17 protein-coding genes and 1 pseudogene are annotated in these 22,060 nt (G+C 71.6%); 9 read left to right on the top strand and 9 right to left on the bottom strand.

The window, feature by feature from the left end; all coding sequences use genetic code 11:
- Window positions 1-239 precede the first annotated feature (239 nt).
- Complete coding sequence (locus tag ACFWV2_RS16655) at window positions 240-1,922, bottom strand: amidohydrolase (RefSeq protein WP_384405743.1); 1,683 nt, start codon at window positions 1,920-1,922, stop codon at window positions 240-242.
- An 80-nt stretch (window positions 1,923-2,002) separates the two neighbouring features.
- A complete protein-coding gene (locus ACFWV2_RS16650) occupies window positions 2,003-3,490 on the bottom strand; it encodes an APC family permease (RefSeq protein WP_384405742.1) in 1,488 nt (495 codons plus the stop codon).
- 135 nt (window positions 3,491-3,625) lie between these two features.
- Here ACFWV2_RS16650 and ACFWV2_RS16645 point away from each other — a divergent pair, with 135 nt between their 5' ends.
- Window positions 3,626-4,369: a TetR family transcriptional regulator gene (locus tag ACFWV2_RS16645; protein ID WP_384405741.1), complete on the top strand. Its 744-nt coding sequence runs from the start codon at window positions 3,626-3,628 to the stop codon at window positions 4,367-4,369.
- A 109-nt stretch (window positions 4,370-4,478) separates the two neighbouring features.
- Here ACFWV2_RS16645 and ACFWV2_RS16640 read toward each other — a convergent pair whose 3' ends face one another.
- Complete coding sequence (locus ACFWV2_RS16640; protein WP_384405740.1) at window positions 4,479-5,246, bottom strand: dienelactone hydrolase family protein; 768 nt, start codon at window positions 5,244-5,246, stop codon at window positions 4,479-4,481.
- A 403-nt stretch (window positions 5,247-5,649) separates the two neighbouring features.
- On the bottom strand, window positions 5,650-6,249 hold the full coding sequence (locus tag ACFWV2_RS16635; RefSeq protein WP_384405739.1) for a TetR family transcriptional regulator: 600 nt from the start codon (window positions 6,247-6,249) through the stop codon (window positions 5,650-5,652).
- A gap of 182 nt (window positions 6,250-6,431) precedes the next feature.
- On the opposite strand from ACFWV2_RS16635, the pseudogene ACFWV2_RS16630 reads away from it, so the two are divergent.
- A pseudogene (locus ACFWV2_RS16630) lies at window positions 6,432-7,878 on the top strand (FAD-dependent monooxygenase).
- A 111-nt stretch (window positions 7,879-7,989) separates the two neighbouring features.
- Here ACFWV2_RS16630 and ACFWV2_RS16625 read toward each other — a convergent pair.
- Window positions 7,990-8,322 (bottom strand): hypothetical protein, encoded by a 333-nt coding sequence (locus tag ACFWV2_RS16625; RefSeq protein ID WP_384405738.1) that lies wholly within the window; start codon window positions 8,320-8,322, stop codon window positions 7,990-7,992.
- Window positions 8,323-8,429: 107 nt separating this feature from the next.
- Between ACFWV2_RS16625 and ACFWV2_RS16620 the strand changes: the two genes are divergently transcribed.
- Complete coding sequence (locus ACFWV2_RS16620) at window positions 8,430-9,281, top strand: arylamine N-acetyltransferase (RefSeq protein ID WP_384405737.1); 852 nt, start codon at window positions 8,430-8,432, stop codon at window positions 9,279-9,281.
- A 370-nt stretch (window positions 9,282-9,651) separates the two neighbouring features.
- On the opposite strand, the gene ACFWV2_RS16615 is transcribed toward ACFWV2_RS16620, so the two are convergent.
- On the bottom strand, window positions 9,652-10,128 hold the full coding sequence (locus ACFWV2_RS16615) for an ATP-binding protein (protein ID WP_384405736.1): 477 nt from the start codon (window positions 10,126-10,128) through the stop codon (window positions 9,652-9,654).
- A gap of 173 nt (window positions 10,129-10,301) precedes the next feature.
- Here ACFWV2_RS16615 and ACFWV2_RS16610 point away from each other — a divergent pair, with 173 nt between their 5' ends.
- From ACFWV2_RS16610 to ACFWV2_RS16600, 3 genes are all read left to right on the top strand, one after another.
- Window positions 10,302-10,946, top strand: a complete 645-nt coding sequence (locus tag ACFWV2_RS16610; protein ID WP_384405735.1) for a dihydrofolate reductase family protein — start codon at window positions 10,302-10,304, stop codon at window positions 10,944-10,946.
- 280 nt (window positions 10,947-11,226) lie between these two features.
- Window positions 11,227-12,771 (top strand): carboxylesterase/lipase family protein, encoded by a 1,545-nt coding sequence (locus ACFWV2_RS16605; RefSeq protein ID WP_384405734.1) that lies wholly within the window; start codon window positions 11,227-11,229, stop codon window positions 12,769-12,771.
- Window positions 12,772-13,218: 447 nt separating this feature from the next.
- Window positions 13,219-13,488 (top strand): GlsB/YeaQ/YmgE family stress response membrane protein, encoded by a 270-nt coding sequence (locus ACFWV2_RS16600; RefSeq protein WP_073814550.1) that lies wholly within the window; start codon window positions 13,219-13,221, stop codon window positions 13,486-13,488.
- 301 nt (window positions 13,489-13,789) lie between these two features.
- Here the strand turns inward: ACFWV2_RS16600 and ACFWV2_RS16595 are convergent, their stop codons facing one another.
- Together ACFWV2_RS16595 and ACFWV2_RS16590 are read right to left on the bottom strand one after the other, a co-directional pair.
- Window positions 13,790-15,049, bottom strand: a complete 1,260-nt coding sequence (locus tag ACFWV2_RS16595) for an MFS transporter (protein ID WP_384405733.1) — start codon at window positions 15,047-15,049, stop codon at window positions 13,790-13,792.
- A 427-nt stretch (window positions 15,050-15,476) separates the two neighbouring features.
- Window positions 15,477-17,258 (bottom strand): bifunctional metallophosphatase/5'-nucleotidase, encoded by a 1,782-nt coding sequence (locus ACFWV2_RS16590; protein ID WP_384405732.1) that lies wholly within the window; start codon window positions 17,256-17,258, stop codon window positions 15,477-15,479.
- A gap of 435 nt (window positions 17,259-17,693) precedes the next feature.
- Between ACFWV2_RS16590 and ACFWV2_RS16585 the strand changes: the two genes are divergently transcribed.
- A complete protein-coding gene (locus tag ACFWV2_RS16585; protein WP_384405731.1) occupies window positions 17,694-18,392 on the top strand; it encodes a carbonic anhydrase in 699 nt (232 codons plus the stop codon).
- 690 nt (window positions 18,393-19,082) lie between these two features.
- On the opposite strand, the gene ACFWV2_RS16580 is transcribed toward ACFWV2_RS16585, so the two are convergent.
- Window positions 19,083-19,349: a hypothetical protein gene (locus ACFWV2_RS16580; protein ID WP_384405730.1), complete on the bottom strand. Its 267-nt coding sequence runs from the start codon at window positions 19,347-19,349 to the stop codon at window positions 19,083-19,085.
- Window positions 19,350-19,598: 249 nt separating this feature from the next.
- Between ACFWV2_RS16580 and ACFWV2_RS16575 the strand changes: the two genes are divergently transcribed.
- Window positions 19,599-20,216: a restriction endonuclease gene (locus ACFWV2_RS16575; RefSeq protein ID WP_384405729.1), complete on the top strand. Its 618-nt coding sequence runs from the start codon at window positions 19,599-19,601 to the stop codon at window positions 20,214-20,216.
- Window positions 20,217-20,436: 220 nt separating this feature from the next.
- Complete coding sequence (locus ACFWV2_RS16570; RefSeq protein ID WP_384405728.1) at window positions 20,437-21,960, top strand: protein kinase; 1,524 nt, start codon at window positions 20,437-20,439, stop codon at window positions 21,958-21,960.
- The last annotated feature ends 100 nt before the right edge of the window (window positions 21,961-22,060 follow it).

Genomic DNA, 22,060 nt, shown 5'->3' with positions numbered 1-22,060 from the left:
GGGTGGCCCCGTTCTACCGCCGCTCCCCCGCACCCGTATGAACGCCGCCGGTCCGCGCGCTGAAGGTCCTCCGTGATGACCGACACCAGGCGCACGCCGAGCGGGACCGACGGATGGCGCTCGCGATCTCCGTACCGCCTCGCCCGGCAAGATCAAGAAGGGACGACTCCGAACCGCCGAAGGGCGGCTCCCGGCGGGCCGCTGCACGACCGGCGCCCCGGTAGCCGCCGGCGGCCCGTTCAGTGCGCGCCGGGGGCCGCACGCCCGTCCGCGCTGTAGACCCGCACGCCGCCCACGTACGTCTCGACCGTGCGGACCGCGTGGAGGTCGGCGGGGGCGACGGCGAACGGGTCGCAGTCGAGGACCGCGAGGTCTGCGAGACGGCCGACCGCGATCACACCGGCGTCGTCCTGATGGTTGACCCATGCCGAACCGGCCGTGTAGGCGGTGAGGGCGTCGCTGAGAGCCAGGCGCTGTTCGGGCAGGAACGGGGGGCGCAGATCCGGTTCGCCCAGCTCCTCCGCCCACACCTGGCGGTTGACCGCGACGTGGATGCCGTGCCAGGGGTCGGGGCTGGAGACGAACCAGTCGCTGCCCGCCGCGAGGACGGCGCCGGCCGCGTGCAGCGCTCCGAAGGGGTACTGGCGCCGCCCCCGTTCCTCGCCGAGGAAGGGCAGCGTCAGGTCGTCCATCGCCGGTTCGTGAGCGGCCCACAGCGGCTGCATGTTCGCGGCGGCGCGCAGGGTGCGGAAGCGCGGGATGTCGTCGGGGTGCACCACCTGGAGGTGGGCCAGGTGGTGACGCAGGCCGGTGTGGCCGTGCGCGGCCACGGCCGCTTCGAGAGAGTTCAGCGCCTCGCGGACCGCCCGGTCGCCCAGGGCGTGGAAGTGGATCTGGAATCCGCGGCCGTCGAGGGCTATCACGGCGTCGCGGAGCACGGCCGGGTCGACCATGGAGATCCCGGCGTTGTCGCCCGGGCAGCCGCACGAGTCCAGGTAGGGCTCCAGCATGGCGGCGGAGAAGTTCTCCACCACCCCGTCCTGCATGATCTTGACGGTGCCGGCGGTGAAGCGCCGGCCGCCGGCCGCCTTCTCGCGGCGGGCGAGCAGCGAGTCGATCTGGCCGAGGTCCTGGTCGCGTTCCCACCAGAGCGCTCCCCGCACCCGTGCGGTCAAGGAACCGTCGGCGTCGCAGGCGAGGTAGGTGTCGAGGGGGTCGGGGAAGCCCGCGTACGTGCCGACGAGGGCGTCCTGCCAGCCGGTGATCCCGAGCGAGTGCAGCAGTTCCTGGGCGGCGAGGAGCCCGGCTCGGGCTTCGGCCGCCGAGGCGGGGGGCACGAGGGCGCCGACGATGGTCATGGCGCCCTCGTGCAGTACGCCAGTGGGTTCGCCGGTGGCGTCGCGCTCGATGCGGCCGTCCGCGGGATCGGGTGTGTGCCGGTCGACACCGGCCAGGGCGAGGGCGCGGGAGTTCACCCACGCCGAGTGTCCGTCGCGGACGGGGAAGTAGGCCGGCCGGTCGGGAAGGATGTCGTCGAGCTGGTCGCGGTGCGGCAGACCGCCCGGAAAGGCGTCGAAGGACCAGCCGCTGCCCTGGATCCAGGCGGCACCTGGGTGGGCGGCGGCGTGGGCGGCGATCGTGGCTCGGTAGTCGCGGGCGGTGCGGCCCGCGCTCAGGTCGCATCCGAGCATGCCGATCCCGGCGATCACCGGGTGGACGTGGGCGTCGGTGAACCCGGGCTGTACGAACCGGCCGCCGAGGTCGGTCACCTCGGTGCGCGGGCCGATGTGCTCGCGGACCTCCCGGTCGGTCCCGAGGGCGGTGATCCGGCCGCCGGTGACGGCCAGTGCCGATATCCGGTGGCGTACGGGGGATGCCGTCCAGATGGTGCCGTTGAGGAGGACGAGGTCTGCGTGGCGCATGTGTGGGCTCCGGTGGGTGGGATGGGAGGTGGGGAGGGTGGCTGGGGCAGGCGTTGCCGACGTCCGCGTCCGGGCCGCGGTCAGCCCCCGGCGGCGGCCGGGGCGGGCGCGAGAGGGGCCGGCGGCTGGGTGAAGTAGGCGGCCCTGCGCCGGTAGCGGGTCCACAGGGCGGCGGGTATGCCGAGGGCGATGACGGTGAGCGGCAGGACGGTGAGGAAGCGACCGTTCTCGGCGTCGAAGGCCAGGTGGTCCACCGAGTTCCACTGCTGGTGGGCCACGAGGCCGCCGAGCAGCAGCAGCGCGATCCCGCCGAGCAGCGGCAGCAGGCCCACGACGAGCGTGTCCCGTATCCGGCCCCTCAGTTCGCGGCGGAAGGTGACGACGCAGGCGATGCCGCCGACCCCGTACATCAGCGAGACCAGGATGCCGACGGAGTTGACGACGGCGACGACCACTTCGGACAGCGATCCGGCGGCCAGCCCCGCGAGCGACACCCCGACGGCGAGGGCCGCGATGCGCACGGTGGAGGTGGCCGGGGTGCCCCAGGCGGGGTGCAGCCGGGTCCAGCTCGGGCCGAGGACCCCGTCGCGGCCCATGGCGAGTGTGAGCCGGGCCCCCGCGATGACGCTCGACTGCATGCAGGCGACGGTGGCGAAGAGCATCGCGGCGAGGGCGGCGGTCGCACCCGCGGTGCCGTAGAAGGTGCGGGCCAGTTCGGTGACGCCGGACAGCGGGTCCGCGAGCTGTTCGGGCGTGAGGGCGTGCAGGAAGCCGGTGGCCGAGAAGAGGAAGAACCCGGTGGTGACGAGGATCGCGATGATTCCGGCCCGGCCCGGCGAGCGGACCGAGGTCGACTCCTCGACCACGGAGAAGGCGCTCTCCCAGCCCCAGAACATGTACGCCGCCATGACGGTCGCTCCGAACAGCGTGAGCGTGTCGGGGAAGGCGAACGGCGAGAACCACGAGGCGGAGACGGGGGCCGCGTCACCCCGGACGAAGGCGGTGGCCACGAGGACGGTGACCACGACCGCGGAGACGCCGAGCAGCACGCTCTGCACCGCGGTGGCGCCCCGCACCCCCCGCAGCGCGCTCAGGACGATCAGGCCGCTCCACACCAGGCCGGTGGCGGTGACCGCGAGGGCGTCGTCCGGGGAGAGCGCCGTGACGCCTGCCTCCGCGAGCAGTCCGAGGGTGAACTGTCCGGTGAGCTGGCCCGCGTACGACAGGAACAGGATGTTGGTGGCGACCGAGGTCCATCCGGTGAGATAACCGGTCCAGGGACCGAGCGCCCGGCGCACCCAGACGTACGCCGTCCCGCAGTTGGGATCGCGGGCGGCGAGCCGGGCGTAGCCCCCGGAGACGGCCAGGATCGGCAGGGCCGCGAGCAGGAAGGCGGCGGGCATCGCGGTGCCGGCGAGCGCGGCGAGGAAGGCGAGACCGATGCCGACGCTGACGGTGGGGCTGATGTTGGCCAGCGCGATGATCACCCCGTGCCGGGTGCTGAGGGTCCTGCGGAACGCGGCGACGGGCGGCGACGCCTCGCCGCAGGCGGGGCTTGCGTGATCCATGAGCAGCACTCCTCGGTTCGGGGTGCCCCGCAGACAACCGCTCGCCGCACCATTTTGTCAACGGTGTGGGTAAAAAGAATTCACACCGCACGGCAGGGCTTGCGGAGCCGCTGCCCGGCCTGGTCTGATCACCCCATGGCAGTACGAGGCAGAGGCCGTCCCCCCAAGGTCGAGCTGGACCTGCGGATCATCGTGGACGCCGCGCTCGCGCTGACCGACGACGAGGGCGCGGCGGCGCTCAGCGTGCGGCGGCTCGCCGCCAGACTGGGCGTCGACCCTTCCGCGCTGTACCGGCACGTCAGGGACAAGGACGAACTTCATCTGGCCCTGGCCGACCGCCTGTTCGAGGAGGCGCTGACGGGGTTCGAACCCTCGGAGAGCTGGCGCGACACGCTGCGCGACCTCGCGCTGCGCACGCGCGACACGGCACTGCGCCACCCCGGCGCGGCGGTCGTGGCCACCTACCGCACCACCCGGCGCCCTGCCGAGATGCGGATCGTGGAGCACATCCTGGCCGCCTTCGGCCGGGCCGGCTGCTCCCCCGCGCTGGCCGCCGTACTGCACCGGGTCTACGGGGACTTCTCCCTGGCGTGGGCCGGGATGGACGCGGCGTTCGAGACACTCGACGGGGCGGCCCGTACGGGCGACGAGCAGGCGTGGACCCGCGACTACCCCGCGGCCGACCCGGTCACCTACCCCGCGATCGCACGGAGTGCGGCCCACATGGCACAGCTGGACGGGACCACGGTGTTCCACGCCGCGCTGGAAACCCTCCTGGACGGGCTCGCGGCGCGCATCGCGGGGGAGGCCGCGAGCCCGCGCCCGGACGCGCCCGGCGAAGCGGCGGATCGGACGCCGGCCACACAGCGGCGCCCGTAGCCGCGACCGGCACCGGGGCGCGTCCCGGCTGGACGCGGTGGTTGCGCTACGCGCCATGCCGGGCGTGTACGGCTCCACTCTCCTGTGCGGGCTGGAGGGGAGGGGACGGTCAGTGCCCGGCGCCGGCCTGCTTGCCTGGGTCATGTCCCGGGTCCCCCGTCACGGGCAGGCACTCGGCGAGCAGGTCGAGGACGTCGCGCCAGGCTCGCTGCGCGTGCCGTGGGTGGTAGCCGACGCCGGGGACCACAGGGTGGTCGACCGGCGGGTGGTGGAAGGCGTGCAAGGCGCCGCCGTAGACCGTGAGGCGCCAGTCGACGCCCGCGGCCTGCATCTCGGCGGTGAACGCGTTCCGTTGCGCGGGCGGCATGATCGGGTCTTCCGACCCGACCCCGGCCCACACCGGGCAGCGAATGCGCGCCGCCTCGCCCGGACGGCCCGTGGTCAGGGCGTTGACGGTTCCGATCGCGCGCAGGCTGACGCCGCCGCGCCCGAGTTCCAGCCCGACGGCGCCCCCGGTGCCGTAGCCGACGGCGGCGATCCGGTCGGGGTCGGTCCGCGGTTCGGTGCGCAACACGTCGAGCGCCGCATGGCCGATGCCCCGCATCCGGTCGGGATCAGCGAGCAGCGGCAGGCAACGGGCCAGCATCTCCTCGGGGTCGCCCAGATAGCGCCCGCCGTGAAGGTCGAAGGCCAGCGCTACATATCCCAGTTCGGCGAGAGCGTCGGCCCGTCGGCGCTCGACGTCGCTGAGCCCCGTGCCCTCTGGTCCGAGCAGCACCGCGGGCCGGCGGTCGACACCGGCCGGCAGCGCGAGGTACCCGGTCATCGTCAAACCGTCGGCCGGATACTCGACCGTACGCGTCGTGATCGCCCTCATGAGACCGGACTGTAGTGAGCGTAGGGCCCGGTCCGGCCGCTGTTCTGCCGCTGGCAGAACAGCGCGCGTGCCCCTCAGAGATACGGGGCGGGCTCAGGGCTTCGAGATCATCCCGTCGCCCCTCTGCCGTGCGTCCTGGTCACACCCATTCCGGTCGCGCTGACCGCCCGCTTTGCGGCCCGTCCGACCGCCGAGGTCGCCGCCCGCCGGCCTGTCGCCGTCGGCCTGCCGGCCGGCAGTCTGCGCGGCGCCTGGGTCGGAGCGTCCTCGGCGGCCCGCCTGCGGTCCGCGACCCTCCGCAAGGCCCTCGCCGGGCTCATGGCCCGGCAGGTCTCGTCGGCTGGGCGCCCTTCCGGCGCCCTACGGGTCCGTGGCCCCGGCGGACACGAGTGCCGGGCAAGCCTCAGGGACTCGGCGCGGTCAGGTACCGCTGGATCGTCGGTGCCAGCCATACCACGATCTCCGTCCGCTCCAGCCCCACCGCCGGCGGCATCCGCAGCACGTACCGCGTGAGCGCCAGCCCCAGCAGCTGGGACGCCACGAGTGCCGCCCGTGCCGGGACCTGCTCGGAGTCGGGGCACACCTGCCGGGCGACCGGCAGCAGCTGGTCCCGGAGGATGCCCTGCATACGTTCCGCCCCGGCCTGGTTGGTCACGCCGACCCGCAGCAGGGCGGTGAGGACCTCGTTGTCCTCCCACATGTCGAGGAAGTGCTCGACGAGGATCCGCCCCGCGTCCTGCCGGCGGTCCGCCCCGCTCACGTCCGGCAGCCGCAGGTCGATGGCGACGGCCGCCGCGAAGAGGCCCTCCTTGTTGCGGTAGTACCGCATCACCATCGACGGATCGATGTTCGCGTCCTTGGCGATGGCGCGGATGGTGGCTCGCTCGTAGCCGTCGGTCGCGAAGCGCTCGCGGGCCGCCGCGAGGATCGCGCCGCGAGTGGCGTCGGAGCGGCGGGGGGCGCCGGAGAGGGGAACCGTGGAGGTGCTGTCGCTGCCGCTCATGCCAACAAGCGTAGGCCAAGACACGTAGATCAATGCGCGGAGGTCGAACAGATGCCGCCAACGACTGTTTGCCAACAAGCGTTGACGTGCCCATAGCGCCTCACTATTCTTGTCAACAACCGTTGGCCAACATCTGTTGGCATCAGGGGACGGCTACCAAGCGTCGGTAACAGGAGGCCATCATGAACGACACCGCCACCCCTCACACCGTGATCGTCGTCGGCTCCGGCCCCACCGGCCTCCTCCTCGCCGGGGACCTCGCCACAGCCGGGATCGCCGTGACCCTCGTCGAGAGGCGGCCGCGCAAGATCAGCAATCTCTCCCGCGCCTTCGGGGTGCACGCCCGCACCCTGGAGCAGCTCGACGCCCGCGGTCTCGCCGACGAACTCCTCACCACCGGGGACACCATCACCGGCCTGCGGCTCTTCCGCCACCTCACCCTCGATCTGAGCACGCTGCCCTCGCGATTCCCGTTCCTGCTCATCACCCCGCAGTACGAGGTGGAACGACTCCTGGAGCGGCGGGCCCGGGAGGCCGGGGTCGAGTTCGCGTACGAGAGCGAGGTCGTGGGGCTGCGGCAGGACGACGAGGGGGTGGACCTCGACGTGCGCGGCGCGGACGGAGCGGTCGTCACCCGCCGGGCGGCCTATGTGGTCGGCGCCGACGGTCACCGGAGCGCCGTGCGGGAGGCGATCGGCCTGGACTTCCCCGGTGTCTCCGTCATCAAGTCGCTGATTCTGGCCGATGTCCGGCTGGCCGAGCAGCCCGAGGGCGTCCTCACCGTCAACGGCCGCGGCGACGCCTTCGCGATGATCGCCTCCTTCGGTGACGGCTGGTACCGGGTCATGGGCTGGAACCGCCGCAACGAGGTCTCCGACGACGCCCCGCTCGACCTCGACGAGGTCAAGGAGATCACCCACCGTGCCCTGGGCTCCGACTACGGCATGCACGACGCCCGCTGGCTCTCCCGTTTCCACAGTGACGAGCGCCAGGCGCCGCACTACCGGGCCGGTCGGGTCTTCCTCGCCGGGGACGCCGCGCACATCCACTCCCCGGCCGGCGGGCAGGGCATGAACACCGGCCTCCAGGACGCCGCCAACCTGAGCTGGAAGCTCGCCGCGGCCCTCCAGGGCCGGGCGGCCGAGGGGCTCCTCGCCAGCTACGAGGCCGAGCGCCACCCGGTCGGCAGGGCGGTGCTGCGCAGCAGTGGCGGACTGGTCCGGCTGGCCCGGGCGCGGAATCCGCTGGTTCGCGCCGCCCGCGCCCTTGTCTCCGCGTTCGCGGCCATGGCCCCGCCCGTCCAGCGCAGGGCCCTGGGGCAGATCAGCGGGATCGGCTATGCCTACCCCGCCCCCCGCGGCGCCCACCGCCTCACCGGCACCCGCGCCCCCGACGTACCCCTGAAGGACGGCCGGCTCTACGAGGCGCTGCGTGGCGGCCGGTTCGTGTTGATCACGCCCGGGGGGGTACGAAGGCCCCGGGGTCCGTGAGGGGTGGCTGACCGTGGAGCGCTGGGCGGGCGACCGCCGGACGACGGTCCTGGTACGGCCCGACGGGTACGTGGCCTGGGCGGCGGAGGGTGCGGACGCGACGAGGGTCGAGGAGGCGGTGGCCCGGTATCTGGGCTGAGGCTTCCAGAGAATCAACCGGCTGGCGTGATCTCCATGCTCGTGGTGAAAGGTGAGACGCCCGTGCGGCGACGACTTCGTCCCGCTGCCGACCCGAACGCCGCGAACGCCATCACTCACCGATCTCGGTGTGAGCCGGCCCTGAGTCGTAGCGGTCGAGAAACTCGCTCGGCGGGAGGTCGAGCACATGGAGTTTCGAGAACACCTCCGTACCCGCGCCCACCTCCTCGTCGACGTCGGAGATCCGGTACGCCTGCATCATGTCGAGGACTGCGAAGGCGCTCTCGCCTGCGTACTCGGCCGACTCCCGCTCAGCCAGCTCAAGGGCTTCGTCGAGGGACCGCGCTCGGAACAGGACGACGCGCTCCTCGTAGGGACGGTTGTCCCAGGCCAGCCATCGATGGAAGGTTCTGACGCCGTACCACGCCTTCGGCTCTTGCTTCATCGCCGGTCTGCCTTGTCCTCTCCCGCTACACCGTGATCACTGTAAAGAAGGATCCACTCTCGCAACAGGCCCTAGGATGATCATCCGTTCGGACGGTGAGGGGGAGCATGTTCGACGTCGACGGGTACTTGACCGTGCTGGGGGTGGCCCGGCCCGCCGCCCCGACCCTCAGGTCGCTACGCGCGCTGCACCGGGCGCAGGTGGAGCGGGTCGCGTACGAGAACCTCGACATCCATCTGGGGCGTCCGACGGGCATCGGCGCCGCGGAATCCGTTGCCCGGATCGTGCGCGGGCGGGGCGGCTACTGCTTCCATGTGAACGGCGCCTTCGGCGCGCTTCTGACGGCGCTGGGCTACGACGTCACCCTGCACCGGGCCGGGGTTCAGGGCACCCCCGGGGATCCCGAGGGCGCGACCGGTGATCATCTGGCGCTCACCGTGCGGCTCGGCGGCGAGCGGTGGCTGGTCGACGCAGGGCTCGGCGACGCGGTGCACGAACCGCTGCCGCTGCGCGAAGGCAGGTACGTCCAGGGCCCGTTCAGCTACGGCATGGCCCCGTCGACGGCGGAGCCCGGCGGCTGGCGGTTCCACCATGACCCCCGCGGCTCGTTCACTGCCATGGACTTCGCGCCGGACCCCGTCGAGCTGTCCTCCTTCGCCGCGGAACACGCCCGGCTGTCCACTTCCCCCGAATCCGGCTTCGTCCGGGTCCTCACCGCCCAGCGCCGCGACGCCAAGGGGGTGGACGTGCTGCGCGGCCGCGTGCTGCGCCGGGTCGACGCCCGGGGCACAGACGAGCGGACCATCGACTCGGCCGACGAGTGGTACGACGTACTGACCGGCGTGTTCCGCCTGGACCTGACCGACGTCGCCGCCTCCGCGCGGGCGGACCTGTGGCAGCGCGTCCACACCTCGCACCAGGAGTGGACGGCCGCACGGCAGCGTGCGACAACGCTCTGACCGGACGGCGGCTCGCCGGTTACTTCCCGCCGTGGCCGGGCCGCTACGGTGCGCCGTTGCCTTCCGAGGCCCGGCCTCCGCTCGCACTGCTTGTCTGCCTCCTGCTTCTTCTCCCGGACTTCGGCTGCCGACGCCTCGCAGGCGCGGCAAGAAGTGGAGAGAGGTCCGCAGCAGCCGGGTCGTACGCCGGGGTCGGGCGCACGGTCGGGAAGGAGGTGCCATCGGCGTCGCGGCGGCGGCTGTGCGGGCCGACGTCACCGATTCCCCACGTTCGGCCCCACGGCTGGGCGGGCCCGGACAGCGGGAGACGCGGTTGGCCCCCACTCGTGCGGGGCTCGAACCGGAGGTCGACCATGAGGGTGGAGGTGGGTCACGCCTGACGGCCGGTGACGTCCCCGCCGGGGTCGTCGGCCAGCGTGATCACCGTGGTGATGCGCTTACCCACAGGCTCGCGGTGGACCGCGAAACTTTGACTGACGGCCATGACGATCTCCAGCCCGTGCTGGCCGATCCGGGTCGGGTCGGGGGCCAGGACCGCCGGCGGTGTGGGGTTGCTGTCCCACACGCTCACCTCGACCACCCCGCCCCCGTTGACCTCCAGGGTCAGCAGACACGGACCAGGTGCGTACTTACGGGCATTGGTCACCAGCTCGCTCACCACCAACTGCACCGTGCCCATGACGCGCCCTGAGACCGGCAGGCCGTACACGGCCTGTACATCGGTGAGAAAGCCACGGGCCAGGGCACGGGCGCCGCCGATGTCCTCGCTGCCCTCGAACGCCCCGGACACCGCGAAGACATTCCCCCGCAGCAGCCGCATGCGCTCGTCGCCCATCGTCTGTTCCATTTGTCCACCCCTGTACGTTTTCACCAGTCCAGGGCCGCGTGTACCCCTGAATCCTCAGCACAAACTCCCCATTGGCTCACCCACTTCAAGCGGCAGCTCCATCGCGGACGCAGCGATGAGTTCTCCCGGCCCGGCAGGTCTCACCCTCGTTGTCGACCACACAGGAGGAGCACGTGACTCAGCTGCTGAGGGTCCAGAACTTCAACGTCTCCAGTGACGGGATCGGTGCCGGTGAGGACCAGACCCTCGAGAGGCCATTCGGTCATGCCGATCCCGAGAGACTGTTCTCGTGGGCCGGCGCCACTGCGAGCTGGCCCATGCGCACCGACCCCGGAGGGAGCCGGGGCCTTGACGACTACCTCACGCGGGACTACGCCCGCGACATCGGCGCCGAGATCATGGGCCGCAACAAATTCGGGCCCCAGCGCGGGCCCTGGAAAGACCACGACTGGCGCGGCTGGTGGGGTGCCGAGCCCCCGTTCCACACCCCGGTGTTCGTCATGACCCACCACGAGCGCCCTTCGTTCACGCTCTCCGACACCACGTTCCACTTCGTCGACGGCGACCCGGCCGCGGTCCTCGAACTGGCACGGGAGGCAGCGCAGGGCAAGGACGTCCGGCTCGGCGGCGGGGCCACCACCATCCGGGAGTTCCTCGACGCCGACCTCGTCGACACCCTGCACGTGGCGGTCTCACCGGTGAAGCTCGGGTCCGGAGTACGTCTCTGGGAATCGCCCGATGAGCTGCGCGACCGGTTCCACCTCGAGGTCGTGCCCAGCCCCAGCGGTGTGACGCACCACTTGTTCTGGCGACGATGACCGGCCGGCCGGCTCCGGCCGGCTCCGGCCGGGGTGGCCGCTGGCGGCCTCGGCGGCGGGGGCCGGGGGTTCCGGGTGCGGTCGTGCCCGTAGCCGGAGCCTGGCCGCCCGTGGGTACGACTGGTGATTCGCGCGATGCGGGAGGCGCGCGCGGGAGTCGAGACTGCGGTGCCCTGTCACCACCCGACCCCGCACGGAGGTACCCATGCCCGGTCCGTACATGAGGCACGAGGCAAGGACGGCGCGACGATCTCCGTCGTGGAGGCGCCGCTTACGGGGCGTGCTGGCGAGCGCGCTCCTGCTGTCGGCGACCGGTCTGGGCGCCGCGCCCGCCGCGGCCACTCCGGCGGCCGACGACACGACCGTCACCACCCGCTACGGGCAGGTGCGGGGAACGGCGGGTGAGAGGGCCGACGACTACCTCGGCGTCCCCTACGCCGCGCCGCCCGTCGGCGGCCTGCGCTGGAAGCCGCCGGCCGCGCCCGCGCGCTGGACGGGCGTCCGGGACGCCACGGCTCCCGGCAACCCCTGTATGCAGACGGGCTCGTCGACCCCCTGGGGCGATCTGGCCGGACCGGGCACCCCCAGCGAGGACTGCCTCTACCTCAACGTCCACACGCCCGCCGAGCGCTCCCCGCGCGACCGGCCCGTGATGGTCTGGATCCACGGCGGCGGCTTCACCATCGGTTCCGGGACCTTCTACGACGGCGGAGAACTGGCCGCCCGGGGCGACGTGGTCGTCGTCACCCTCAACTACCGTCTCGGTGCCTTCGGTTACCTCGCCCACCCGGGCCTGGCGGGAGAGTCGGCGGACGGCACATCCGGCAACTACGGCCTCCTCGACCAGCAGGCGGCCCTGCGCTGGGTGCGGCAGAACATCGCCGCCTTCGGCGGCGACCCCGGCAACGTCACGGTCTTCGGCGAGTCCGCGGGCGGCGGCAGCGTCTGCCAGCACCTCGTCTCCCCCCGCGCGACCGGCCTCTTCGACCGTGCCATCGCCCAGTCGGGCTGCGGCTTCCCGCTGCCCACCCAGGAGTCTCAGCAGCGCACCGGTGCGACCTGGGCCGACTCCCTGGGCTGTGCCGACGTCGCCTGCCTGCGCGGCAAGCCCGCCGGCGAGCTGCTCACGGCCTCGACGAGCCCCACCGCACGCTGGCTTCCGAACGTCGACGGCCGGATCGTCCCGCTCCAGATCGCCGACGCGCTGGAGAGCGGCAGGTTCCACCGCGTACCCGTCCTCCAGGGCACTACCGCCGACGAGGGCCGGCTCACCGTGGCGTCCACCTACGACCTGGCCGGCCGCCGGCTCACCGCGGCCGGGTACCCGGTGGCCGTCCGCGGCCTGTACGGCGACCGTGCCGACGCCATCCTGGCCCGCTACCCGCTGTCGGACCACGGCTCCCCCGCCGAAGCACTCGGCGCGATCCTCACCGACTCGCAGTTCGCCTGCCTCCAGTCCCGCACGGCGCGCCTGATGGCCGGCCACACCCGGTCCTACCAGTACGAGTTCGCCGACCGCGGCGCCGTGGACCACCTCGACCTGCCGGTCAGCTTCCCCCTGGGCGCCCCGCACGGCTCCGAGATCCGGTACGTCTTCGGCGGCGTCTCTGGCACCCCCGCCCAGAACGCCCTGGCCTCCAGGATGCTCGGCTACTGGACCAACTTCGCCCGCACAGGCATCCCGTACGCGGCCGACGCCCCCCGCTGGAACCAGTATCCGAAGGTGCAGGTGCTCGCGCCCGGGGCGATCACGGCATCGACGACGTTCCCCGATGACCACATGTGCGATCTGTGGCTCCCGGGGGCTGGGACCGCCCGGCGCTGAACAGTGCCGGACGTACGACGGCCCCGGCTCCCAGAGGATAGGGAGCCGGGGCCGTCGCGGCGCTGCCCCCGAGAGGCCGGTGCAGTTGCCTCCAGAGGCCCGGGCCGGGAGGCGGCGCGGTACCGCGACCTGCGGGCCAGGGGGGCCGAGCGGATGCGCGGTCCCGCCGCCAGTTCTGTACGGGACCCCCACGGCCGCACGGAAGCCGGGGCCCCCACGGCCGTACGCGGGGACCCTCCAGGGCCGTACGGAAGCCGGCCTGAGGATCCGTCGGCCCGGCCGAGGGGCGGCCCCCGCTCTGCCCCGGTTCCGCCATCGTCCTGACCCGGGCCGACGGTCGGACCGTACGCGGCTCCCCTCAGTGGGATGGATGAGGGGTTTCAAAGCTGCGGGAGTGCGTATACGCGTGTTGACGCAGACTTTATCCCAGCAGTTAGGAGACGCATCATGGGCATCATCGCGTGGATTCTCATCGGTCTGATCGCCGGTTTCATCGCCAAGGCGATCATGCCGGGCAAGGACCCGGGCGGCGTGATCATCACCATCCTGATCGGCGTCGCGGGCGGTCTGCTGGGCGGCTTCCTCGGCAAGGTCATTTTCGGCGTCGACTCCATCGACGGCTTCTTCGACCTTTCCACCTGGATCGCGGCCATCATCGGCTCCGTCATCCTGCTGGCCCTCTACCGCGTCGTCACCGGCAACCGACGACACGCCTGAGCGGTTTCCTGAAACTGCACCACCCGTGAAACGGCTCCCCCCTCCTTCCAGGGGCGGAGCCGTTCGCCATGTCCGAGCCACCTCGCCGTCACCGGCGCGCCCTACCGCTTCCAGGACCGTTCCACCCTCTACGCCTCGGCCTCCGTGACCTTGGTCAACCGGAATGTTCTCGCGCATCAGCTGTGCGCCGGTAACTCCCGGCGCCATCCTGGCTTTGTTGTCCGGAAGGCGGCGGGCTCCTCCACCGCCCGGTCCTGCCTGGCCGGCCGGGACAAGGCCCTGCTCGGCGATGACCTTCACTTCACGCTCGGTCAGGATCTCCTGTGGCCGCTTGATCACCTCCTCGGCGAGCGTGTCCAGCGGCTCCCCGCGCCAACACGAGCGCCGTCACCAGGTACGGCACCGCGAACACGGCGAACGTGATCCCGTGCCCGTACGACGCGCCGACCAAGGCGTACGCGGCGAACACCCCCACCGAGGCCAGCTCGGTCCCCATGCTCGCGACGGAGGTCAGCGTCGCCCGGCGAGCTCCCTCGATCCGGTTCTGCAGGCGCGCGTCAGCGAGGACGTTGACCAGCTGGAAGCCGCCGAAGGCGACCGCGACGAGACCGATGCCGGCCGGAGTGCCCATCAGTGAACCCGCGCCGAGGGCGAACGCCGAGCCCGCGAGCACCAGGGCGAGCCCCGTCGCGCTCAGCCTCTCCCCCACCCCGGTCAGCAGGCTGCCGACGGCGGGGCCCACCCAGATCACCAGCAGCAGATACGCAATCGTCTGCTGGGCCACGCCGGTGTCCCGGACCAGCAGCGGGGTGTACTCGTCAAGCGCTCCCCAGACCGCACCCACGGCCGGAACGAGCAGCAGCGCTCCGCGAATGGACCGGTTCGCGCGGGCCTCGACGAGCCCGGCCCGCAGGGTCGCAAGGGTGGAGGCCCGGTCATCGCCGTGGGCCAGCGCTTCCCGATGCTCGGGAAACCGGGTCGCCACCACCGAGGTCAGCACACAGACCAGGACGCTGGCCGCACCTACTGCCGGGTAGCCGCCCAGGTCGAGCACCGGGCCCGCCAGACCCATCGCCGCCATCACGGCGACCATCCCGACCGCCTGGGCCCTGCCGATGACACGGGCGTACCGGTCGGCCGCACCCATGCGGTCGAGCTCGTCGTACACCAGTGCTTCCAGCGCACCGGAGCCGAGCGCGCCGCGTACGCCCCACAGCACGAAGCCGAGCGCGAAGGCCCAGTACGACGGCACGATCACCCACAGGGCGAAGCCGGCAGCGGTGAGCAGGGGGCCCAGCCACAGCAGCAGCCGCCGGGAGACGGCGTCGGCCCAGGCGCCGGAGGGGACCTCCAGCAGGATCCCCGTGATCGACCACAGGGCGAACAGCGAGGAGACCTGCCAGATCGACAGGCCGGTGTCACTGAACAGCAGCGCGTACACCGGGTAGAGCAGCACGAAGTCGTCGAGGAACGCGTAGCCGTAGAGCGCGGCCGTCAGCCGTCGGACACCGTTGCCTCCGGTGTCGTCGGCGCCGGGCTCACGTACAGGTGAGAGAGTCATGAGGCCTTCCCGAAGGGGGGATTCGGACGTCGGAGGTACGACGTCCGAGGCGGCCCTCGGGAGGCACGGCTGGTGGATCAATGTCGCCAGGTCATGACATCGATGATAGGCGTTCACCGGTGAACGCGCCGGGGGCTCCCGACATACGCCCGCGGGGCCCGGAGGGCGGCGAGCGGGGTCGTCGACGAGCGGCGGAGCGGTGAGGCGGCGGCCCGGGCCCCGGCTCGACCGGGCCCCGAGCCCGCTCCGTCCGGACCGACCGCCTCGGCCCGGTACGACCGGATGATCGCCCGGCATCGCGCACGAGGTCCCTGTGGACGCATCCGGTGTGCGGCACCCACCCGTCGACGTGCCTGCCCACGACGCCTTCGGGATCTGCGCCCGGTGGGCCAGGACCTCGCGGCGGCGTGGGCAGCAGTCGATCGTGTCAGCTCTTGACGCGGACGCGGTTCAAGGGTGCGGGGGAGATCGTCTTGTGGGTCTTGAGGTACTCCACGAAGCTCTCGTGGTCGGCACCGTTGCGGACAGGAGCGGTGTAACCGGCGAAGGCGCCGTAACCGTCGGCTCCGATGACCGTGTAGGCCAGAGCGGCCACCCGGTAGGTACGGGCGAGGTCGAGTGGCCGACCGTCGATGACCACATCGCGGGGGGAGACGCGGTCGCCGACGCGCCGGGCCGGGTCGTAGCTGTACGAGACGTTGCGGGACACGGCGAGCGGCGCGTACCGCACCGTCGCGTCGGTCTGCGTCTGCCACTGCTGCTCGAGTATCGCGTCGAGCTGACGCCCCGTCACGCCGACGGTGAGCACCGGATTGCCGTAGCCATAGGCGTTCCAGGACTCGCCGAACAGGATGCGCCCGTCCGCGTCGGCGGGGTGACTCCCCTTGCCGAACGGCAGGTCACCGCGTACGGCGTTGCTGCCCTTGGCGGGCCGCGCCGAGATCAGCGCCAGGTCGGCCCGCCCCGAGCGGGTGCGGTTGGCGTTCCAGTACTGCACGTCGGCGTACAGGTCGGATGCCGTGCTCTCCCCCGCGGCGTTCTGGGCACGGGTGAACGAGCCCGTCTGCCGGGCGAGCGGCTCGGCGAACCGTCGAGCCGCCCGCGCCACCCAGTAGTCGACGATCTTCTGCATGTCGCGGTCCGGTGCCACGTCGCGCGTCACCGCGTGGTTGACGGACCGGGTGCGGTTCCTGATGACCTCGCCGGTCCTCGGATCCACGACGAGATTGATCTCGTTGATCACACCGCCGTGGTGGCCCGCTTCCACGATGGGGCGCGGTACTCCGTGCGGGTCGGGCACCATGCAGTTGAAGCGCCAGTGCCAGTCTCCCGTGACGATCGCGTCGATCTCGGCCGGGACCTTCTTCGCCAGGTCGAAGACCGGGCCGAAGACGGAATCGCATGCGTTGTGGCCCGCGGTGGTGTTTTTCGGCGAGCCGCCCTCGTGCACGTTGAGGACGATGGCCTTGACCCCGCGCCGCTTGAGTTCCTTGGTGTAGCGCTCGATGGTCCGTGCCTGGTCGAGCGCGCGCAGCTGCGGTTGGAAGGACGTCGAGTTGGTGACGGAGCCCTCCACGGTGGTGCTGATGAAGCCGACCGGTATGCGCTTGCCACCGGCGGAGCGGAACCACTCGACGCGGTACGGATCCACCACGGGACGACCGGTCCGCGCGTCGACGATGTTGCCCGACTGGAAGTCGAAGTCGGCGCCGTGGAAGCGCCGGCCGGTGCTGTCCGTGAAGCAGCTGTCCACGTCGACCTTGCCGAAGCACCGCCCTTCTTCCATGTGCTGGACCAGGAATTCGGGAGAGACGTCCAGCTCGTGGTTGCCCATGGCCGAGAAACGCACGCCCAGCTTGTTGAGGACCTCGATCGTCGGCTCGTCCTGGAAGGCGTCCGCTTCGAAGGGCCAGCCGGCGAAACTGTCACCGGTGGCGAAGGTGACGGAGCGGGGGTGGTCGCCACGGAGCCGCTTGAGATGGGTGGCGAGATAGGCGGCGCCGCCGACGGTCACCGAGGTACCGCGCCCGGTGGGGATGGAACCGCCCTGCGTGGCGGCGGGCGGCTGCAGATGGCCGTGGAAGTCGGTGATGCTGAGGAGTTGGACATCGAGAGTATCGACTGCGGCTGCCGGTGAGACGGACAGTGCGCCGCCAAAAAGGGCGGTGCCCACGGCGATGACGCCGATCCGGCGAAGGAAGTTTCTCAAGGCGATGACTCCTTCGGTGGGGGACGAGCGGACTCATCCCACTCCCCGTCGGTGTCATGGCCATGAACGTCGCGCTGCGCTCCAAGGCATGGGGAATGACCGCTTCAGCGAAGTCCCCGATGGGGGGCAAGCGACAGAAACACAGGGTGGCCGATGTCCCAACTGCCGTCATATCAGGGCCCAAAACGGTTCCCGACGCTCCGTCGCCCGGTCCAGGCGGCCGGCACCGATCAGAGACCCCTTGCGGCGCCTCCGTAGCCGATGGGGGAGGGCATTCTCACGGCCTGGCAATTGCTGGTTCAAGAGCAGCCAAAGACGCGCTGCGCGTTCGGTAATCCAACGCCGCGTGGGGTCTTTGGCACGTACGTTCCCCCTGTGACTTCCACTTCTGAACCGAACATAGTCGCTGCCGGCGCTTCGGCCGCGGCCTCCCCCATGCGTCGCACGCTGCTCCGCGCCGCGCTGACGGGAACCGCCGTCACAGCAGGCGCATGGGCTCTCGACGCCCCGGCCGCGTCGGCCAGGACACGCTCGGCGGAGTGGCTGCGGCCCGCCACCCCTGAAGCGGCTCTGAAGGAACTGAACGCAGGGAATCGGCGCTGGCGCACCTTCCGCGAGAAGCACCCCCACGAGACGCACGCCGTCCGGCGTGAAGCAGTGTCAGGGCAGCATCCGTTCGCCGTCGTTCTCGGCTGCATCGACTCCCGTGTGCCTCCGGAGCTCGTCTTCGATCAAGGACTGGGCGATCTGATGACAGTGCGCTCCGCCGGCGAGGTCCTGGACGAGGCGGTCCTGGGAAGCGTGGCGTACGGAGTCCTCGAACTGGGCATTCCCCTGGTCCTGGTGCTCGGACACCAGTCGTGCGGCGCGGTGTCCGCCGCCGTCCGCGCGGAGGAGTCGGGCGAGGAGCTGCCCGCCCACATCCAGTACATCGCCGACCAGATCAAGCCCGCGATCGACCGTTCGGTCACGGGCGACGCCCGGATCGACGCGACGATCTCCGCGCAGGTACAACTCGTGCGGGCCCGGCTCTCAGCAGAGCCCGACCTGGCCGCGAGGATCACGGAAGGGCGGCTGGCGATCGTCGGCGCCCGGTACGAACTGACCAACCAGCTCGTCCACCGGATCGCCTGACCACGACCATGCGGGGTTCCCTCGCCCGCGGAGGGGACTCGTCGCTGCGATCCTGCGAGTACAGCGTTTGCGCCCATGGGGCCCGCATGGGGCCGCATGGGAAGGCTGGGGGTGGCAAAGCAGGTCGGAGGTTGCCTCTTTCGGCCCAGTTCGCGGGCGTGTTCACCCTTCCTGGGCCGGTAGCAGAGGAGCGTGGGGAGCGGAGTTCGCCCGGGAGTCCTTCGCACGTCGACCGGGCGAACCTCTTCGCCGTCCCTCGCGTCTCGACTGCGGGCACGGTTTCGGAATCATGGAGGTAGCTTCCTCGGTTCCCCCCGGCGCGACCGGCACCATGAGGGAACGCCACCGGGCCGACCCGGCCGCTGTCGCGGAGCTCGGTCCAGAAACACGACCGGGGGGGGCGGCCGTCTCGAAACGGTGCTCCAGGACCCGCGCCCCCGCCTCCAGCAAGCCGGCGGGTCTCGCCTCGGACTCCCACCGGCCGGCCAGGATCCCGGCGTCGGGTCCGGCGAGCAGGTCGGCGGCGTCGGCGAGGATCCCCAAGGCTTCCTTCAGGGGACGCCCCTACGTTCAGAACTCGTCGCCCCGCTGAGACACCGGCGGAGTCGGGGCACTCGGTCTGATGGAGCACGGCAACGCGGTGTCTGCCGCTGTCAAGATCACGTCTTGTTCCGATCGGGTGACTGGCTGTCAGTGGATGCCTCTAGATTGGTCGATTGCGCGGGAGAGCGCGCTGCCGATCAGGGAGGGGGCTTCGGCCTTGCCGTTCATCAAGGGATACACGAGGCGAAACGGGACGGTGGTCCGGCGCCATTGGCGGGCGCCGGCGGGGACGAACCGGGAGACCGCGCTCGCCATCGGCATCGTGGCGGCCGTGTTCGTCTTCGGCGGCTCGTCGGGCACGTCCGCCGACGGCAGCGGGACGAGTGCGGAGCGCTTACCCGCGCCGCGGTCCACGTCGGCGGTGACCTATCCGATCAAGTGGCCCGCCGGGGACAGGCCGGTGACCCGTCCGGCGCCGACGGTCTCGTACCCGATCCGATGGCCCGGGTGGAAGGAGTCTGCTCCGCGTCCGGCGCCGACGGTCTCGTACCCGATCCGGTGGGAGCGCAACGGGGGCGGGAGGTGAGCCGACGTCCACCCGCACGGCGTCGGCCGGCCCGGCGGCGTTCGCGCAAGGCGCCCCGGGGCGAGCAGCTCGTTCTCGTGGCCGGAGGGCTGGTTCTGGCCTGGATGCTGGTCATGGGCCTGGTCCGGTTCCTGGCTGCCCACCCGTGGATACCGGTCGTCCTGGCCATACTGATCGGTGGGGCGGTAGCGGCCTGGATGGTCCAGCGACGGCGTGCGGCCCAGTGGGAGCGCATCAGATCCCAGGGACTCCGATACGCGCTCACGCAGCTGGACGCTTTGCACCACCGGCAGTTCGAACACGCGGTACGAGACCTGATGCGGCGCGACGGATGCGCGGACGCGGTACAGGTCGGCGGCGCCGGGGACAACGGGGCGGATGTGAAGGCGACCGACCCGTACGGGCGGTTGTGGGTGATCCAGTGCAAGCATCGGCGGGCCGGTCTGGCCGGTTCCCCGGTGGGCACGCCGGACCTGCAGGTGCTCAACGGCACCGGTCGACCGGTACACAAGGGCGACGTCGTGGTCCTTGTCACCAACGGCAGGTTCTCCAAACCGGCACTCGAGTTCGCCCGCTCCCAACGACTGCACCTGGTCGACCGCACGGTCCTCGCCCAATGGGCAAGCGGCTCCAGGCCCTTGTGGGAGCTGCTGCGGGCCGTACCCCCGCCCCGCCGCCCCACATCTCTGTCCTGACACCGAACCCGCTCTGCCCCAGAGCCGGAGCTGTGTCTCCGACAGCGGACATCGCCATGGGGGTAGCCCCCTGTCCGCCCGCTGGTCAGGGGGCTACCGCCATGAACCTCCAGGCGCGGGGGTGCGCCCCGCCCTCTCGGTACGACCCGCGGCCGCGCTCCCGTCCGCCTGAGCCGGGGGGCGTTCTCACGACCAGGCGCGTTGGGTTAGGTTCCGGGGCGTGACTGACGATCGCGGACGACTGCTGGCCGGCCGGTACCGGCTTGCCGAACTGCTCGGCCAGGGTGGCATGGGGACCGTCTGGCGGGCACACGACGAGCAACTCGACCGGCAGGTCGCCCTCAAGGAGGTCCGGCTCCCCGACGACCTCGACGCGTCCCGACGGGAGGCCTGGGTCGGCCGTCTGGAACGCGAGGCGCGCGCTGCCGCGAGACTGAAACACCCCGGGGTCATCACCGTCCACGACCGGATAGCCGGTGACGACGGCCGCCCGTGGATCGTGATGGAACTCGTCCACGGCCGTTCCCTGGACGACCTGATCACGGAGGACGGCCCCCTTCCACCGGCCCGGGTGGCCAGGATCGGCCGGCAGATCCTGGACGCGCTGCGCGCCGTGCACGCCACGGGCGTCACCCACCGGGACATCAAGCCTGCCAACGTACTGCTCGAAGGCGACCGGGTGGTGCTGACCGACTTCGGGATCGCCGCCGTGGAGGGCGAGCCCGGTCTGACCCGGTCGGGGGCCCTCATGGGGACCCCGGTCTACATGTCCCCCGAGCAGGTGCGCGGTCTTCCGGCTACACCCGAATCCGACCTGTGGTCCCTGGGCGCGACCCTGTTCACCGCAGTGGAAGGCCGCCCTCCCTTCAGTGGCTCCGGGTCATGGGGCGTCTTCGTCGCCGTCGCCACCGAGGAACCCGCCATCGCGGTCCGGGCCGGGGGGCTCGCCCCCGTGCTGACGGGCCTCCTCCGCAAGGACCCGGCGCAGCGCCTCACCGCCGAGGAGGCGTACGACCTGCTCGCCGAACCCGCGGGCGAAGCCGCGTCCTCCCGGCCGGACCCCGCGCCGACATCGGCGTCCACGCTGCGGCTGGGTCCGGCGGGCGCCGACCACGGAACGGGACGGCCGGCCCCACCGGAACCTGGCCCCGCCCGTCCTGCCCGACGAAGGACCTATGTGCTGGGCAGCCTGGCGGCGCTCATCGCGGTCACGCTGGTCGCGATGCCCTGGTGGTTACCGGAGTCCGGAACGCCCGACCACGACGCCGGGCGCACGCGTACGACCGACTCCACGGCGCCCACCCACCAGTCCCCGTCCCCGTCTCCCTCCTCCGCCGCGCCCACCACGGCCGCCCCGTCCATCCCCGAAGCCGGCCTCACCCCCACGCCGACCCCCACCGGCACGCCCCCACACACCCCCCTCGACCGCCGAGCCATCGAACGCGTCTTCGCGCTCTACATGAACGGCCTGGCCGACCACGACATGACCTCGCTGCGCCGAGGCACCTGCCCCCGGTTGCGCTCGGGCCTGCTCGGATTCGCTCTCAACGGCTACTTCGTGGACCGATGGGAACTCCAGCCCTTCGAGATTCTCCAGGGCATGGACCAGCTCAGCGTGGAGGCGAAGATCACCCGGCGGGACCCCGAGACCGGGGAACTCGCGGGAGACGTCCTCAACCAATGGATCATCGAGCGGGACGCGGACCAGCAGTACTACGTATGCGGCTGGCTCAACGAGAACTGACCCGGCCGCACCACGTGCCGGGGGATCCTGGCGGGTCGGGGCCCGCACCGCCGCGGTGGGTCCTGAACCAACTCGTCACCCGGGGACAGTCATCGCATCC

Origin of the sequence: Streptomyces sp. NPDC058671 (genome assembly GCF_042716475.1) — a bacterium.
Taxonomy (GTDB): Bacteria; Actinomycetota; Actinomycetes; order Streptomycetales; family Streptomycetaceae; genus Streptomyces.
The sequence above is the reverse complement of the archived record's forward strand: the minus strand, read 5'-3'. Positions and strand labels throughout refer to the sequence as shown.